Consider the following 16,709-nt stretch of genomic DNA (forward strand, 5'->3'; position numbering starts at 1 on the left):
AGTTGTAAAGCTATGATTAACAAAATGATCACAACCATTAAGTGGCGATGGAATCGCGGTTTGGGTACTGTCACCCATTGTTCCAGTGTCCCAAAATGACACACTGCTACTGTCACAACATGGAACAGTTATGCAAATTCAAACAGTTAAAGATTGGCTATCAACATCTTGGCATCGAAGTGAAGAAGCAGGACTCACTCAAAGAAGTCGTCCTGAACACATTCGCTTGCCAAATTACGAGCTCAAAGAGCGTAAATGGTTAGCCACGTCATTAATTTCTGCGGTAGAAAGGCATGCTGTACCACTTTTCAATCAAATGTGTGGGCACAGTGACAGTCACTTAGTGTTAACCGACAAAGAAGGGGTGATTCTTTCCACCTGGGGACATCCCAGATTTAAGGAGCGTTTAACGGAAATTGCGCTGGAATCAGGTGCGTGCTGGCAGGAAAAACTCAAAGGGACAAATGCGATAGGCACTGCAATTGTGGAAGCCCGCCCAGTCACGGTTGTTGGTAATCAACACTACATTCGGCAGCACCATTTTATCAGCTGTTCTTCATGTCCTATTTTCACTCATCAGGGAGAGTTGCTCGGTATTCTTGATATCACCAGTGAACAGCAAAAACACGATTTATCGATGCAGGTTCTGGTGCAGAACATGGTTCAGCTGATTGAAAATCATCTGCTGTGTGAAATCCCTCAAGGCTCAACCCGAATTGATCTCGCCTGTGAACGCTCGCTGCTTAACAGTGGCTGGCAAGGCATTGTTATTGCCGATGAAGGAGGAAAAATTCTGGCACACAACCACATTGCGGCTCAACTGTTGGCGCAAAGCTCTGTGGTTGGACACTTGGTTGATGAAGTGTTTAACCAGCGACCAAAACCGTTTGTGTTTGAAAAACACCCCTTAACCGACAAACCTCGCCAGTCCCACTACTCTTATACGGCTTCTTGTGAACTGCATTTTGGTGACACCACCATAGAGCAAGCATGGCAGCAGGCCAACAAGCTGATTGATAAAGACATTACATTAATGATCCTCGGTGAAACGGGCGTAGGAAAAGGCGAATTTGTAAAAGCACTCCACCAGCGAAATTCACGAAAAAACAAAGCGCTGGTCAGCGTAAACTGCGGGGCTTTACCGAAAGATCTGATTGAATCTGAACTGTTCGGCTATGTGGCCGGCGCTTTTACGGGTGCTAACAGCAAGGGGTACCAAGGAAAGATTCGACAAGCCGATAAAGGCATTCTGTTTTTGGATGAGATTGCAGATATGCCGTTAGAAGCGCAGTCTCGTTTGCTACACGTAATTCAGGATAAGGTAGTGATTCCTGTCGGTTCAAACCAAAGTTATCCGGTCGATATTCAGATCATTGCTGCCACTCATAAAGACTTAGAGAAAGCGGTTGCGGAAGGCTCTTTCCGCCAAGATCTCTATTACCGCCTCAATGGGTTGATTTTGCATTTACCCGCTCTACGCGAGCGACTAGACAAAGCGGCGCTAATTGAGAGCATCCACAAAACCTATCGTATTGGTGCTCAGTCGTTGTCGCCCAACCTGATGGAGCTCCTCACCAGTTACCATTGGCCGGGCAATATTCGTGAGTTAGACAACATGATGAAGGTGGCTTGTCTACTGGCCAGTGATGAGCCTGAACTGGGGCTGGAACATGTTCCGGGTCATATCAGCAAATCTTTGATCAATCGCGTTGTTGATATTGAATCTGAAGGTGACGCCGTGGATTTAAAAACCACTGTCGAAGACAAATTGCTAAAAGCGTATCAGGCGAATCAGGGTAACATCAGCCAAACATCAAAGATGCTTGGCATCAGTCGTAACACCCTTTATCGCAAACTTAAATCCATCGGTATTTTGAAATAAGTTCGAAAGGACTTTATCGATGGCTGATTAGACTATGCCAGATAATCCGCCACGTCGACTTGGTCTATTTGCTCTGGCAGTAAAAACTGTTTGGCGTATTCCATGTAAATACCCGAGTTAAGGAACAAGGCAAACAGATCAGCATCAATGTGATTGTCTTTAACCATAAAACTCATAATTTTGAGCGACTCTGACAAGGTCTTGGCTTTTTTGTATGGTCGATCTGAGCTGGTCAGTGCTTCAAAGATATCGGCAATCGCCATCGCCTTCCCAGCAAGCGGGATTTCACTTTCATCAATACCTTGAGGATAACCTTTACCGTCCAGTTTTTCATGGTGGCTACCAGCAATCAGCGGGATGTTTTTCATGGAACTTGGAAACGGCAATGATTCCAGCATCATCATGGTTTCGATGATATGGTCATTGATGATAAAGCGCTCTTCATCGTTTAATGTGCCACGTTGAATGCAAAGGTTATAAAGCTCACCCTGATCGTTCTTGTATTGCTTGGGCTGCAACTGGAAGCGCGCATCTCGAATTTTGCTCGATTCCCAAGGAATACGATGTGACGGCTTATCCGCCAAAAGTGATTCGGTAACGGGCAGATCATTGTCTTCATCACGATAACGTTTCGCTTCTTCCAGCCCTAATCCCAATCTTGAATCCAAGGTTCGTTGCCAAGTTTTACCCGCGATTGTATGAATGCGTTGTTGGTGCTCTTCGCTGAGAAACTCATTACCCTCATTCATTTGTGCAATAAACGCGAAATCTTCATCCAACTGACGCCATTTCTCATCCAGCTGTGCTTGTTGATCGTTCGGTAAGGTACCAAATGCAGAATGATAAGCGTCAATTTGTTCGTCTCTTTTCAGCACTTCAAAACGGGTTCTGATTTCATGGATGCGGTTGTAGATGGTTTCCAATTTGGTCGATTTATCCACCACATACTCAGGTGTTGTCACTTTGCCGCAGTCATGCAGCCATGAGGCGATGTGCAACGCTTCCTGATCATCCGCTGTGAGCGAAAAATCTTTAAAGGGCTGTAAATCCGATTCAGCCGCAGCCGTGACTAAACGTTCTGTCAGTACCGGCACCCGCTGACAATGGTTTCCTGTATAGGGCGATTTGGTATCAATAGCACCCGCAATGACACGAATGAACGCTTCCAAAAGTTCCTTTTGCTCTCTCAAGTGTTTTTTCGTTTCTATAGCAAGCGAGGTATAGCCAGTTAGCACCAAAGTGAGTGGAAGTGTTTCATCTAATATTGCTTGCTTGTGCTCGTTCAGATAAGCAAGGTTCAAACATCCAATGCATTCCTGCTCACGGTTATAAAGCGGCACCATGAGCCACCAGATCTCTTCTGGCAGACGAAGCTTTCTCGCAAACTCAGGCGAGTTTTCATAGATCAAATACTCTTCACCGTTTACATGTGAGTAAATGCTGAGAACCTTTTCGTTGCTATCCAAATAAGCAAGGGAGACATCATTCTTATCTTTGGTTTTACTGTCCCAATAAATATGAGCCTCTAAGCACCCCTCCTTATCATTCCATATCGATAAAAAAGCACCTTGAGCTTTGGTTACTTTGACCAAACCTTCACTAATCACCGACTGAATTCTCACAGAGTCTTTCTGTTTCGATATGGTTCTGGTCAGTTCAAAGAAGTTGTGAATGGTGATGTTCATCCCTTTTAACGCTTTACTAAGATCAACAATCTCTCGGATTCGGCTGGGTTTATAGTTTGGCGCATCAAACTTGAAGTGACTGATGTCTTGAGCATTTTGAGTGGCTAAACGAATGGGACGGCTAATAAATTGCGCCATGATATAAACAATTGGCAATACGAGCAGAGCAAGAATAAACGCGGTTGCTATCGCATGATGTCTTATGGCGGCGGCTTTATCTAACAGTTCTGTTTCTTTTATGGCAAACAGTAAGTAGAAATCTTTATCGCCAATTTTCGCAACAGGAAACACTTCGCCAAACCACTTCTCATCATCAATCATTTCTGTTTTTAAGCCTTTCGCGACATTGCTTTCATCGAGAATAAACGATCTGATATTTGGAAAAGGTAACTGGTCAATGGTCTCTAACTCACTTAATGACAGACGATGACTGCTGCCTTCACTGAAGGCGTAGATATAGCGTTGATTTTTTTCAAACAACAGTCTGGTCGAAGGGTGATCTTGTGCGCTGCCTGCCAGCACATTTGAAACGCTGGATAGCAATATCTCAGCCGCAATAACCGTTCCTGTTTCAGAGCGCTTTTGCACCGTCACGCCAATTTGCTGTTGAACTTTAAAGAATCTCGGCCTCGCCAGACTCATCTCATTGTTTTGCGCCGCTTGGTACCAAGTTTCCTTACGAGCATCTAAGCTGCTATTGGAGATAATCTGTGAACCAATGACATTACCGTCGGCACTAAAAAAGAACAGTGTCGCATAACCTTTTTCATGAGAAGACATCACACCAAACAACTCTGCATTTTTAGGTACTGGAATGTCTGTCATCCAACTCGACTGAGTGTTTTTGAACGCAGCCAATACATCCCCATTGTTATAGCCTACGAAATAAGCATTGACGCCAGGCTGGGTATGTAACAATTTTTGCAAAATGGCGAGATAGGGAATTCGGTCATCTTCACGAGCTGGATCATTAAGAGGCGTGAGCTCTAAGGTACTGATAGCATCCATCGCTGGCTGGAAAACCTTTTCAAAATCGCCTTTCGTGGTGGTGGCTATTTGTTCAAACAGGGTTTGATTGGCTTCAAAAATAATGTTGTCGATACTTTTGGAAGAAGCCCAGATTTGCAGTAGGCATGAGCCCGCTACCACAGTGACAAACATCACAGATAAATGGATGTGTAGTGGCATTACAAATCTCGAATACCACCGCTTTTCAGTTTTCTTCATTCCAGCTTTCCCTAGCACAACATTTTGTAAAGATAGACGATTTCTACTTCTCATAAGTTAGAATTAGCCGAACAGATCTTGTAATTCTTATGTTACAGTTCGCATCATCACTGCACTTGTACGATCATTGAACGCCTAAACACCATGCTAAACCCAAAGCTTATTACCTTACTTCCTGATTTAGCGACATTTATCTTAATTGTAAATGAAGGCAGTTTTACCGCTGCGGCTCACAAGTTAGGCGTTACTCCGTCCGCGTTAAGTAAACTTATTACTCGTTTAGAACAAGCTTTGTCGGTAAAGCTGTTTGAACGCACCACACGAAAACTGATCATCACTCAGGCAGGGCAGAAAATTTATGACCAATGTTTGGTGATGATGAATGCTGCGCAGCAAGCGGTAGAGCTTTCAAGCTCGGATCATACCGAGGCAGCCGGTACTCTTACCATTGCCGCACCCGAGGCGTTCCTTAACTCCGTGTTGCAACCACTGGTTGTGCCGTTTCTGAAACAGTATCCAGAGATCAAACTCAGACTTCGCGCCGCAGATGGTGAAATCGATCTGTTCAAACACAATGTCGATGTGGCATTCAAACTGACCGATAAGCCGGATGAAAACTTGGTACTCAAAGAATTGGCGAAAACCAATCTGGTGTTGTGTGCCAGCCCTGAATACCTGAAACAAAGAGGTACACCAAAACATCCAACGGATCTTTCAAACCACGATTGTCTCTATCTTGCAGAAACCGAGCATGACCATATCTGGAGCTTTCTTAAAGAGGATGAGTTCCACACTGTAGCGGTAACCGGTCGTTTCGCGGTTAACCAATCACAGATCCGTTTAAACGGGGCAAAAAATGGTTTGGGTATCGGGATTTTCCATGACTTTGTGGTTCAAGATGCGATTGCCAACGGAGAAGTGGTGCAACTGTTACAAGAGTGGACGATTAAGAGTAACTACCATGGCGCGATTGCGATGCAGTATGCGCAAACCAAATACATGCCCGCGCGATTGAGAGTCTTTATTGATTATGCGCTAGAACATTTGCGTCCAAAGCTCAACCGCTAAAACGTTACGAGGACATCATGTTAAAACGAATTCATCACGCTGCGATTATTTGCTCTGACTATCCCCGCTCAAAAGCCTTCTATGTGGATGTTCTCGGACTAGAAGTCATTGCTGAAAATTACCGGGAAGCGCGCGACTCTTACAAGCTAGATTTAGCTCTGCCAGATGGTTCGCAAATTGAGTTGTTCTCATTTCCTGAAGCGCCAAAAAGGCCAAGCTATCCGGAAGCGCAAGGCTTACGCCATCTTGCCTTCTGTGTTGATGATGTATCTGCCGCCAAGAACAAGCTTGAACAGCAAGGCGTTGAAGTTGAACCGATAAGAGTGGATGAGTTTACGGGCAAACAGTATACCTTCTTCGCTGACCCTGACGGCCTGCCACTGGAACTGTACCAGAGCGAATAACGGCCTCAATAACAAGTGTTTAAAAAGGCGTTAAGTGTGACCACTCAACGCCTTTTTTAATTGGCACGTCTTTTTACCTAAACAAGTTAGTTATATAAACACGTTAGGCCGCTTTTACCGAAGGTTTCGACTTTTCTTTTGACTCTTCTTTCTGAGCGATTAACTTCTGGTGCAAGGCACAAATGGCACTGTTGTAGTCGCTATCTTCAACCACGAATTGCACGTTAACGTTACGCATAGATGAATACGCTGCCATAGGTGTCACGTCGGCTTTATCTAATGCCTGCATACCTAAACTCAATGCTGCATTGGTATTGATTGATGCGCCAATTGCAGAGATCAGTGCCACCATTTTTCCAGAAATCGATGCGTTCGGATAACGTTTTTCAGCCTTATAAAGCACCTCATTGAGGTTCTCAGAACTGCCGCTGAGGAAATAAGTCATTGAGTTGGCGTTCATCTCTTTTCCAACCAAATGCACTTTGGCTTCAGCGATGATTTCCATTAGCTCATAACTTACGTTATCCACTTTTCCGACCATGCTTTGATCAAACATGTGCAGGGCAAACACTTTATTTCGACCCGCAATGATCTCAACCTTGTTATCTTCAGGCTGATGAACATTAGATATCAGTGTGCCGCCGTGTTCCGGTTCGAAAGTATTTTTAACTCGCAGCTCAATACCTTGCTTACGAAGACCCGCTGCGGCGTTAGGGTGAATGGCTTCCATTCCCAAGTTAGCCAACTGGTCAGCAACATCGTAGTTGGTCAGCCCCATAGGGCGCACTTTATCCGGACCTACCACACGAGGGTCTGCTGAACTTAAGTGATACTCTTTATGAATGATCGCTTGGTCTGCATTTGTTAATGCAGCAATACGGCTGAAGGTCATTTCGCTGTAACCGCGATCATAAGTTTTCATCAGACCTTCGTCACAGTAGGCATAACCAGTCACAATCGGTAGCTCCGTTTCCACATCGATATCTTCAAACGCTTTCTGAATAACCTCATCAAGCGAACCCTGAGCACCGTTGCTCCAACCCGACAAATCCACAAAACGTGCATTCACACCTAATGTTTTGAGCTTCAACGCCGTGTTATAAGCACTGTGCGCCTCACCAATCGAGGAAAGAAACTCTCTTACCTGTGGCAAATAATGACGCAACGAAAACTGACCATACTGGCAGGTTTCTAAAATATTATTGATGCAGTTTACTGCTTCAGAAATTCGAGAGCGGATAAACTTATCTGCGCGCAATCGACTCATAGGATCGGCGAACAAGTTCTCATTGATCATCAACATACGTTGCTCAAGTTCGTATATTGCCTCGCGCCAAGCGTCGTCTCGTTTGGCGATCATTTTGTAGATACCTGACTTACCTGTGCGTTTGCACTCCAGTAAAGCGTCAGTCATCCCTGAATAAGCCGATACAACAAATACTCGACCGTATGGATTGCTCGGTTTTAGCAGAATATTATCAAGAACTGCGTCAAACGCAGACATAGAAGTACCACCGATTTTCTCTACGGTGTAATACATGATGTCTCCTCTTCTCGTTGGGTTAAAAGTCACTTCTTATTTTGCGAGTTCTCTCCTTCCTGCATTGAGGAAGGAGAATAGGTGCATTGAATTTTGAATTATTCAACAATCGGGTAAACACCGTCTTTGTCATGGGTTTCCGCACCAGTTAACGGCGGATTAAACACACATGCCATCACCATATCTGCGCCTTCATAAGCACGTAAGAAGTGTTCATCATGCTTATCGAGAATGTATAAGGTACCTGGCTTGATCGGATAAGTTTCACCACCAACAACTTCAATTTCACCTTCACCCGACATGCAGTAAACAGACTCAAGGTGATTCTTGTAGTGAATATGGGTTTCTGTGCCCTTGTAAATGTTAGTGATGTGGAACGAAAAGCCCATCTGATCATCTTTCAGCAGCATGCGTACACTTTCCCAAGTTTCCGCAACGACTCGACGTTCACTCTGACGACATTCATCTAGTGTTCTTACAATCATGACTTTTCCTTATGACGCTTTTTTAATGTATTGAGATGCGATGTTTTCAACCGCTTGAGCAAAAATAGTTAAACCTTGCTCAAGCTCAGACTCACTGATGGTCAGAGGACAGAAGAATTTCACCACTTCATCATCAGGACCTGCGGTTTCAATCACCATACCCAAGCGGAAACATTCGCGGGCAATCTTGTCTGAAATCTCACCGCTCTGACACTCAATACCTTGCATCAGACCGCGACCTTTCAAGCGGGTAAACATTGTCGGATACATACGAAGTGCTTTTTGAATAGCTTGCGTTACCTGCTCAGCACGTTGCTGAATGTGCTGTGAAAATTCTTCATCTGCCCAGTAGGTTTCTAACGCTTTTGCAGCGGTGACAAACGCATGGTTATTACCACGGAATGTGCCGTTGTGTTCGCCCGGTTTCCATTGGTCGAGTTCTGGTTTAAACAGCACAACCGCCATAGGTAAACCGTAACCACCGATGGATTTCGATAAAGTAACAATATCTGGCTGGATACCCGCAGGCTCAAAACTAAAGAACGTACCTGTACGACCACAACCCGCCTGAATATCATCGACGATCAACAGTACGTCGTGTGATTTACAAATCTTCGCCAAACGTTGTAACCACTCATTTGACGCAGCGTTCAAGCCACCTTCACCCTGAACCGTTTCAACCAGAACAGCCGCAGGTTTATCTAAGCCAGATGAGTTGTCACACAACATGGTTTCGAACAAGGCCAAGCCATCGATATCCGCGTAACCTTCATAAGGTAAACGAGTCACACCTGACAACCCCATGCCAGCGCCACCACGATGGTGTTGGTTACCTGTTGCGGCAAGTGCGCCATACGAACAACCGTGGAAGCCATTGGTGAACGCAATAATATTGCTACGACCCGTCACTTTACGCGCAAGCTTCATGGCTGCTTCTACGGCATTGGTACCTGTAGGGCCAGTAAACTGTACTTTGTAGTTCAAAGAGCGAGGCTCAAAAATATAAGTTTGCAATGCACTTAAGAATTCAGCTTTCGCTTCTGAGTGCATGTCTAAACCATGGGTAATGCCATCTTTATCGATGTACTCAAGCAGTGCCATCTTAAAAATGGCATTGTTGTGCCCATAGTTCAGTGAACCGGCACCCGCTAAGAAATCTAGGTAAGCGTCACCATCTTTGGTGTAGAGCCAACTACCTTTAGCAGTGGAGAAAACAACGGGGAAATTTTTTGCGTAAGATTGAACGTTTGATTCTTTTTTCTTAAAGATATCCATAACGTAGCGTTTTAACCTTCTTTATTGATTCTTGAATGAATAACAGTGATAGCCTTTGGCTACTGCTGCTTTAGAGGAATTCGATACAAATATTCCGTATCGTGTTTACCTTCAAAATGACGGGTTTCATCGAGAAAAGTGGATACTTCACCACGCTCTCCATGCACTCTGTCTAATTTCTTAAACAGGCTCCATGACCCGAGGTTGTCTTTAGTAATCGTGGTTTCCAACACTTGGATGTCTTGCAGATCATCTCTGGTCAGAATCTCTTTCAGCATATGGAAAGCAAGACCTTTACCGCGCGCACTTTCATGCACAGCGACTTGCCAAATGAATAACTCACTAGGGTTATCCGGCTTGCGATAGGCTGAAACGAAACCAACGATCTCACCGTCACACTCAGCGACAACACAAGTACTTTGAAAGTGCGTTGATTGCAGAAAGTTGCAATAAGCTGAGTTTTCATCAAGCGGCGCACACTGAGAGATAAGCTCATGTATTTTTGCGCCATCACTTGCGGTAGGTACTCTAAAAACCCAATCTTCCTGAAGGTTTTGCATAATTTCTGGGTATGCGACCCAAGGTGCTGCTGTAATCATTGTTCGCCACATAATCATTTAGAACTCTAAACAAATTCCTTATATAAACTAACAAGACTAAAGATTATTTCAACCCTAAATATTGAAAGGAGATGGAAAAACAAGCATATAATATTGTTTTTAAAGGATTTATTGAGATTAATTAAATTTATAAGACATATAAATATTAATTAGTATTCTAACTATAATTAAATTAACAAGGATTTAATGAAATGGCGTTTTAATATTAAGATTATCACTAGCAAATTGACCAAACTTTTGCATTATGCATTTGCATTATGCAAAGTTTTCCCACGAAACGTTCACAAACCGCCAATATAGATTAATTAATAACCAAAAATCACACTAAAAAAGTTGGCATGCAATATGCTTTATATTAGTTGACCCTTATTAAGCCGAGGGTCACCTAGCCAACTGACGTTGTTAGTGAATACATTTTGTTCACATGTTATATCAGCCAATTGTATTACTTACAGTTGGCTATTTTTTTACCTGTCTCCTACTAAAATCCGCCAACAGCTTTATTCCTTAGCCAACTCAATCCAAATCATCACGGTAGTCATTCTCTTTTTTTCTTAAATATCAGTGAGCTGTTGTTTGACTTTGTCTAGATCTGCGTCAAAACTCTATTCAGAGTAAATTGAATGGCTGAGCGAGTTATGTCTAACGAAAACCCATTGTGGATACCCAGCGAAGAGCGAGTTCAAGCATCGAATCTTCAGCAGTTTATTCAACACATTAATATGCAGGGTGAAGCGGTTGAAACCTATCAGCAGCTCCACCAATGGTCAGTAGCGGATAAGAAAAAGTTCTGGCTGGAAATTTGGCAATTCTGTGATGTGATTGGATTCTGCGGTAACTGTATCTACGGTGAAGGCATCGCTCGTTGGCAAAAATTCCTTCCTGCTCGTGATACGATTTGGTTTCCTCAGGCGCAACTCAATTACGCAGAGAACCTACTTTCCTACGCTTTCCAAAAACCTGAAGGCGTTGCTATCTGGTTTAAAAACGAGAGCGGACAAAGCAAAAAACTGACATGGCAGCAGCTCTGTGATCAGGTATCGATTGTTCAGCAATGGCTGATACAGAATGGGGTGATAAAAGGTGATGTGGTTGCGGCTTGCTTGCCCCATATGCCTGAAACCGTTGTAGCGATGCTGGCGACCACAAGCTTGGGAGCTATCTGGGCATCAACTTCCCCTTCAGATGATATTGATGACACCATAGCTCGCTTTGAGCAAATTCAACCCAAAATTTTATTCTGCTGTAATGGTTATAGCTTTAACGGCAGCAATCATCTGATGGAAGAAAGTAATTCTAAAATTGTTCAAGCGATTGAAAGTATAGAAAATACCTGCCAGATAGAATATTTACAGCAACGCGAATACAGCGTGAATTTCAATGATACGTTTTCCGACTGGCAATCACTGCTTTCCAGCTATCTTCCTCGCGGTTTAACTTACGAGCGTATTGGTTTTAACGACCCTCTGTTTGTGCTGTTTTCAGAAATAGATAATGCTCCACCGAGATGCACCGCTCACAGTGTTGGGGGAACCGTACTTAATCACTTAAAAGAGCATCAGCTTCAGTGCGATATACAGCCCGATGATCGCGTCCTGATCAATACAGAATGTGACTCGATGATGTGGAACTGGCATGTTTCTGCAATGGCAAGCGGGGCAACCTTAGTCATTTATGATGGCTATCCGCTCTATCCTCAACCAAGTGCATTATGGGAGTTCATTCAGGAAGCGGAAGTGACTCTGTTTGCGACTCCGGCAGATTATTTACAGGCTCTTGAGCAAAAAGAGTTTTCACCCGGCAATTTTTACGCTTTAACTTCTCTCAAGACACTCTGTTCAACGGGGCAAATGCTCAAAGCCATACAATTTGATTATATATACGACCAAGTCAAACCCGATTTGCACCTGTCAGTCATGTCTGGAGATGCCAACATTCTCGGCAACTTTGTGATTGGCAACCCTATCTCACCTGTCTACAACGGAGAATGCCAAGGTGCGGCTTTGGGCTTAGATATCGATGTCATTGACCAAAGCGGAAAGTCTGTCTCTCTTGCTGAAGGTGAATTGATTTGCAGAAATAGTTTTCCCAATCAACCTATCGGGTTCTGGCATGATGATGGCGAACAGTATCATCTTGCATTTTGGAACAGTGAAGATGGAGCATGGCATCAAGGTAGCCGCGCAGAAGTGACCAGCAATGGCGGTATGCGATGTTACGGCCTTAAATCTTAACGGCCGCAACATCAAAGACAAAGAAACCTATTTATTTAGGTAGCACAACCAAAAACGTGTTACGGCTGTCCGCGCGAGGAAGCAGCTCAACGCTTCCTCGATGCAATCTGGCAATATCGCGGGTAATCGACATACCAAGCCCTGCACCGTCGCCTTTTTCTGTGTTGGCTCGATAGAAGTTATCGAACATTTTCTCTCGAGTTTCAGTAGTGATGTTTTTCCCAGTGTCACTGACATAGATGTTCACAGACTCTTCTTTGTCTTCCAGTCTGATGTTGATCTGAGAACCATCCCCCGAATAGCGCATCGCGTTATCGAGCAGGTTTGTTAGCAGCATTCTCAGTAATGCTTCGTCGCCTAACACTTGAATACCATCACCTTCAAACGAGACTTCTTGCTGACGCTTAAGAGCAAGCGGTACGCGTTCTGCGATAACTGACTGACAAAGCTTAGAAAGATCCGTAACCAAGAACTTCATTTCATGGATGCTTTCCACTTTAGCCAGTGTCAAAAGTTGCTGAATCATTCGGTCTGTTCTGTCGATGCCTTGCAGAATATTGCTTAAATCTGATTTCAGTTGTTGCTCATTTTGGCTCATCAAAGCGTTTTCTGCATTCAGGCGCAGTATGGTCAGCGGTGTTTTCAACTCATGTGCTGCCATACGGGTAAAACGTTTTTCCCTTTGCCAAGCTTGATCCAACTCATTCAACAAAGTATTGAGGGCTGCAACTAGGGGAGATAATTCCTGCGTGGGGTTTGCGACATAAATGCTGTCTAGCTTATTCGCACTGCGCTGAGCAATCGCCCGCTTAAGTTCAGAGATAGGCTTAAAATGTTTATCAATCAAAAGCACCATCAGCAGTGCCAGACTCGGAATTAAAACAAATTGTGGTAAAGCAGCAGACAACGCCAATTCATACATCATTTCATCACGAATCGACTCTTTCTCAGCGACAAAGATGTACTCATGCTTAGTATTCATCGCTTTAGGCAATGGAAGTTGGAAATATCGCCAAGGTTCATTCTCAATATCCATATAACCAAACCCTGCGTACTTAGGGTCATGGTTGAGGTTGTCTATTTCAGGAATAGAGCTCCAAATGAGTTCATTTGCGATATAAAACTGAACTAAAATATGTTGCTCATAAGGGTGGCCAAACGGTGTCGGGTTGTCATCCCCTTTTGCTTGCAGAGCAATGCGTTTCATCCAGTTATCAAATAAATCACGCGTTTGACCTGACTGCATAGGTTGTTCTGAAATCGGCATACTCAATAGCAGCATCTTGGCTGACTGACCAAGGCGAGCGTCGTACACCTCTTCAATTTCATGTTTTGAATAAGAGAAGCTGAAATACAAACAAATCAGAATTAAAACTGATGAAAGCGCGATCACTGATATCGTCAATCGCTTTTTAATAGAAAAAGTTGCTTCTACGTTATTTTTCAATGATGTACCCCACGCCACGGATATTCTTAATCAGGTTATTCGGAACTTTTTTACGCAAATTGTGAATATGCACTTCGATGGCATTGTCACTCGCCCCTTCATCCCAACCGTGCAACGACTGTTGTAGCTGGTCTTTACTGAGCACTCTCCCCGCATGGGTCATTAATGCGGTGAGCAATTTAAATTCGTTATTGGTTAACTTTAGCCTATTTCCATCATAATCAACGGCTTGTTCAGCTAAAGAGAGAGAAAGTTGTCCAACAACGATGCGTTCATCACAGTATCCTGATTGACGACGAATGAGCACCCGAAGCCGCGCCATCAACTCCTCAAGGGCAAATGGCTTCACTAAGTAATCATCGGCTCCGCCATCTAAGCCTTTTACTCTGTCTTCAATATCATCACGTGCGGTAAGGATTAACACAGGTAAGGTATAGCCAGCTCGGCGCAGGTTTCGCAAAACGACCAGCCCGTCGATATCTGGCAAGGTAAGATCCAAAATAACGGCAGCGAATTGCTCAGTTCTCATCGCAACTTCAACACCACCGCCTCTGTCTACCCAATCCACGGTATAACCATGGCGACTGAGTGAAGTCACCATGGATTGTCCGAGTAATGCGTCATCTTCAACTAAAAGTAACCGCATGGTTATTGAAGCTCTCCTAATAATTTTGCTATTTCTTGCTTACGCCCCTGATCGGCTAAAGGTCGATCAGCACGTGGCGGCGCTTTCTGTGCTTTAGTTAAGTACTGGATGGCTTCTTTTTTTCGTCCATCCTGTGCTAAAAAGTCCGCGTAAAAATAGTTTGGATCGATGCCATCAGGGTTTATTTCCAAAGCTTTGCGGAGCATTTTCTCAGCCATATCATCATCACCGAATCCAATTGGCCACCCCGGCACCTTGTAGTATAACGAGCCTAAACTGGTAAACGCTGAACCATTTAACGTTTCTGGCGCTTTATCAATCACTTGTTCTAAAAGTGCTTTTGCTTCTTTCACCAACGAAAGAGCACCTAAACCTCCATCAGCCCCCGCAAGCGACGACTTGTTGATTGCCAACCATACTTTCAACTCTTGGCGGTTTGGTTCTTGTTTCAAAGCTTCTTCGTTGCGCTTGATTAAGTTTTCTAAGCAGTAAACCTGATTATCCGTATCTTTCGAATCATACTGACAGACCGCCCACTTTTTTTGAATCGTGACTAACGGATCCGCTCCCGAAGCAAAAGCTGATGTGGCAGTAGCAAAACAAATAGTAGCAGCTAAAGTTGATAGTAAAAATTTCATATTTCGTCCCTCAGTTACTTGCCATGGACTTGGTTAATAAAGTGATGAATGATGTCTTGTTGTTTGCGAATGGATTTAGAAACAACGCCCGGAAGGATCTGATTAATACGAGCAAACAGTTTTTCCGGCCAGCCAATCCAACGAGCCGCTTGCTCTTTTTCCAAGATGTCGACCACATGCCCTGCGACCACTTCTGGCGAATCACTCTTATTGCCTAGCTGTTGGTTCATTTGATTAACAAAGCGGTCGTTTAACGTCGTATCCGTTGCTCGTGGCGCAAGATAAAGCGCCCGAATGCCTGAACCATCCAACTCTCTGTCCAACGCCTCACTAAAGCGCTGCAACCCTGACTTCGCCGCACAATAAGTGGTATAGCCTGGAAAACCGATGGAACCAAAGGTTGAACCGACATTCAGAATAATGCCCGGACGACTAATCCAAGAGAGCGCAGATTGGCTCAACAACATTGGCACTAATAGGTTCAGACGCATCTCAAGTTCAATCGATGGGCTGCTTCTCTGCGCAAGAAAGCTGAACTGATTGCTGCCAGCATTATTAATCAATACGTCGATACGTTGTCCTTTCTGCGACAGGTTCAAACAGGTTTGTTTCACCTTTTCGAAACCTGCATCTGTGGACAAGTCCGCCGCCACAACTTCATGATGATGGGGAAACTCTAAGCTGTTTTTCAGCGCTTCAAGCTTATTGCCATTACGCGCAACCAAAAGCAGTTTTGCTCCTTTTGCTTCCAGCGCTTTCGCGACCTCTTTGCCAATGCCGCCAGAAGCACCTGTTAGTAATACACGTTTGTCTTGCAATTCCATAACTGTTCCTTAAGCCGCATTTTGCATTGCAGCTGGAGTCAGCTCTTGCAGCATTTGACCGTATAGCTGGAACACCATATTGGATGAATCAATAATCGCTTGTTGATCTTTCTCATCAGTGATTTGGTTCATCAAGTTCTCAAACAATTGGATATGCTCTTGGTCCAGTACGCTGTGTGACGTTAAGTAGCTCATTGCGTTGTCTGGCAGGTTTAGGGTCTGTTTGACTAAAGCTGCGACTTGACCACCGACACCCACACTGGTGCCTTCTAATACCCACACCATGCCGAAGAAAGCGATAGGGTTGCCACGGTCGATTTGGTGATACAGATACGCCACCATCAGCTCAATCGCAGAACCCACTCGACCATTACCCGAGTTCGCTCGCACTGCTTCGGCATCCGCACCACAAGCCTTGATGTCATTTAAGATCCATTCGTGATGGCCTTTTTCTTCCTCGATATATTCACCAATAGCCTGACGTAGCCACTCGTACTTTTCAGGTAAGCGGCCACCACATGCCATCAATAGAGGTACGGTGTGTTTTACATGGTGGAACGCCTGAGTAAGAAAGTTCACGTAAGTATCCAGTTCAATTTCACCACGGGCGCAAGCCGCGAAAATCGGCGCTTGTAACATCTGTTGTTGAGCCACTTGGGTTTCTTTTTTCAGGGTTTCAAAAAATGCAGTCATGGTAGTTACTCCGTAATTCTTCTCTTCAAAAATATTTGGCG

General features: G+C 44.2%; 13 protein-coding genes and 1 pseudogene. 4 read left to right on the top strand and 10 right to left on the bottom strand.

What is annotated here, in order from left to right:
* Positions 1-130 precede the first annotated feature (130 nt).
* Positions 131-1,882 carry a sigma-54-dependent Fis family transcriptional regulator gene (locus tag L3V23_RS07175; protein ID WP_102965665.1) on the top strand — a complete coding sequence of 584 codons (1,752 nt, stop codon included), beginning with the start codon at positions 131-133 and terminating at the stop codon, positions 1,880-1,882.
* Positions 1,883-1,914: 32 nt separating this feature from the next.
* Here the strand turns inward: L3V23_RS07175 and L3V23_RS07180 are convergent, their stop codons facing one another.
* Entirely contained in the window at positions 1,915-4,794 is a 2,880-nt protein-coding gene (locus tag L3V23_RS07180; RefSeq protein WP_180980292.1) for an HD domain-containing phosphohydrolase, read from the bottom strand.
* A gap of 144 nt (positions 4,795-4,938) precedes the next feature.
* Between L3V23_RS07180 and L3V23_RS07185 the strand changes: the two genes are divergently transcribed.
* Both L3V23_RS07185 and L3V23_RS07190 read left to right on the top strand, forming a co-directional pair.
* Positions 4,939-5,862: a LysR family transcriptional regulator gene (locus L3V23_RS07185; protein ID WP_102965663.1), complete on the top strand. Its 924-nt coding sequence runs from the start codon at positions 4,939-4,941 to the stop codon at positions 5,860-5,862.
* 17 nt (positions 5,863-5,879) lie between these two features.
* Positions 5,880-6,266, top strand: coding sequence for a VOC family protein (locus L3V23_RS07190; RefSeq protein WP_102962218.1), 387 nt, complete (start codon positions 5,880-5,882; stop codon positions 6,264-6,266).
* 103 nt (positions 6,267-6,369) lie between these two features.
* Here L3V23_RS07190 and L3V23_RS07195 read toward each other — a convergent pair whose 3' ends face one another.
* The 4 genes from L3V23_RS07195 to ectA all read right to left on the bottom strand — a co-directional run bounded on the left by L3V23_RS07195 (position 6,370) and on the right by ectA (position 10,177).
* Entirely contained in the window at positions 6,370-7,806 is a 1,437-nt protein-coding gene (locus L3V23_RS07195; protein WP_102965662.1) for an aspartate kinase, read from the bottom strand.
* A gap of 98 nt (positions 7,807-7,904) precedes the next feature.
* Positions 7,905-8,291 (bottom strand): ectoine synthase, encoded by a 387-nt coding sequence (locus L3V23_RS07200; protein ID WP_042479723.1) that lies wholly within the window; start codon positions 8,289-8,291, stop codon positions 7,905-7,907.
* A 9-nt stretch (positions 8,292-8,300) separates the two neighbouring features.
* Positions 8,301-9,566, bottom strand: coding sequence for a diaminobutyrate--2-oxoglutarate transaminase (gene ectB / locus L3V23_RS07205; RefSeq protein WP_102965661.1), 1,266 nt, complete (start codon positions 9,564-9,566; stop codon positions 8,301-8,303).
* A gap of 59 nt (positions 9,567-9,625) precedes the next feature.
* Positions 9,626-10,177: a diaminobutyrate acetyltransferase gene (gene ectA, locus L3V23_RS07210; RefSeq protein WP_042479932.1), complete on the bottom strand. Its 552-nt coding sequence runs from the start codon at positions 10,175-10,177 to the stop codon at positions 9,626-9,628.
* 647 nt (positions 10,178-10,824) lie between these two features.
* On the opposite strand from ectA, the pseudogene L3V23_RS07215 reads away from it, so the two are divergent.
* Positions 10,825-12,408, top strand: a pseudogene (locus L3V23_RS07215) (AMP-binding protein); the annotation flags it as partial.
* A 43-nt stretch (positions 12,409-12,451) separates the two neighbouring features.
* Here the strand turns inward: L3V23_RS07215 and L3V23_RS07220 are convergent.
* From L3V23_RS07220 to L3V23_RS07240, 5 genes are read right to left on the bottom strand one after another with little or no spacing between them, the layout of a single operon-like run.
* Complete coding sequence (locus L3V23_RS07220; RefSeq protein ID WP_102965868.1) at positions 12,452-13,867, bottom strand: ATP-binding protein; 1,416 nt, start codon at positions 13,865-13,867, stop codon at positions 12,452-12,454.
* The gene (locus tag L3V23_RS07225) at positions 13,857-14,513 is read right to left on the bottom strand and encodes a response regulator (RefSeq protein ID WP_042479721.1); all 657 of its coding nucleotides are present in this window, start codon (positions 14,511-14,513) and stop codon (positions 13,857-13,859) included. The genes L3V23_RS07220 and L3V23_RS07225 overlap by 11 nt, the downstream gene beginning before the upstream one ends.
* Positions 14,514-14,515: 2 nt before the next feature.
* On the bottom strand, positions 14,516-15,151 hold the full coding sequence (locus L3V23_RS07230; protein WP_102953358.1) for a hypothetical protein: 636 nt from the start codon (positions 15,149-15,151) through the stop codon (positions 14,516-14,518).
* 14 nt (positions 15,152-15,165) lie between these two features.
* On the bottom strand, positions 15,166-15,975 hold the full coding sequence (locus tag L3V23_RS07235) for an SDR family oxidoreductase (protein ID WP_102953357.1): 810 nt from the start codon (positions 15,973-15,975) through the stop codon (positions 15,166-15,168).
* A gap of 9 nt (positions 15,976-15,984) precedes the next feature.
* Positions 15,985-16,668: an iron-containing redox enzyme family protein gene (locus tag L3V23_RS07240; RefSeq protein ID WP_042479718.1), complete on the bottom strand. Its 684-nt coding sequence runs from the start codon at positions 16,666-16,668 to the stop codon at positions 15,985-15,987.
* Between the last annotated feature and the right edge of the window lie 41 nt (positions 16,669-16,709).

The organism is Vibrio sp. A1-b2 (assembly GCF_021726015.1).
GTDB lineage: Bacteria > Pseudomonadota > Gammaproteobacteria > Enterobacterales > Vibrionaceae > Vibrio > Vibrio diazotrophicus.

What these genes read in the sequence shown, in the direction of transcription:
- L3V23_RS07225 (WP_042479721.1), bottom strand. Translation starts at nt 14,513, where the DNA reads ATGCGGTTACTTTTAGTTGAAGATGACGCATTACTCGGACAATCCATG.
- L3V23_RS07230 (WP_102953358.1), bottom strand. Translation starts at nt 15,151, where the DNA reads ATGAAATTTTTACTATCAACTTTAGCTGCTACTATTTGTTTTGCTACT.
- L3V23_RS07240 (WP_042479718.1), bottom strand. Translation starts at nt 16,668, where the DNA reads ATGACTGCATTTTTTGAAACCCTGAAAAAAGAAACCCAAGTGGCTCAA.
- L3V23_RS07175 (WP_102965665.1), top strand. Translation starts at nt 131, where the DNA reads ATGCAAATTCAAACAGTTAAAGATTGGCTATCAACATCTTGGCATCGA.
- L3V23_RS07235 (WP_102953357.1), bottom strand. Translation starts at nt 15,975, where the DNA reads ATGGAATTGCAAGACAAACGTGTATTACTAACAGGTGCTTCTGGCGGC.
- ectA (WP_042479932.1), bottom strand. Translation starts at nt 10,177, where the DNA reads ATGTGGCGAACAATGATTACAGCAGCACCTTGGGTCGCATACCCAGAA.
- ectB (WP_102965661.1), bottom strand. Translation starts at nt 9,566, where the DNA reads ATGGATATCTTTAAGAAAAAAGAATCAAACGTTCAATCTTACGCAAAA.
- L3V23_RS07195 (WP_102965662.1), bottom strand. Translation starts at nt 7,806, where the DNA reads ATGTATTACACCGTAGAGAAAATCGGTGGTACTTCTATGTCTGCGTTT.
- L3V23_RS07200 (WP_042479723.1), bottom strand. Translation starts at nt 8,291, where the DNA reads ATGATTGTAAGAACACTAGATGAATGTCGTCAGAGTGAACGTCGAGTC.
- L3V23_RS07185 (WP_102965663.1), top strand. Translation starts at nt 4,939, where the DNA reads ATGCTAAACCCAAAGCTTATTACCTTACTTCCTGATTTAGCGACATTT.
- L3V23_RS07190 (WP_102962218.1), top strand. Translation starts at nt 5,880, where the DNA reads ATGTTAAAACGAATTCATCACGCTGCGATTATTTGCTCTGACTATCCC.
- L3V23_RS07180 (WP_180980292.1), bottom strand. Translation starts at nt 4,794, where the DNA reads ATGAAGAAAACTGAAAAGCGGTGGTATTCGAGATTTGTAATGCCACTA.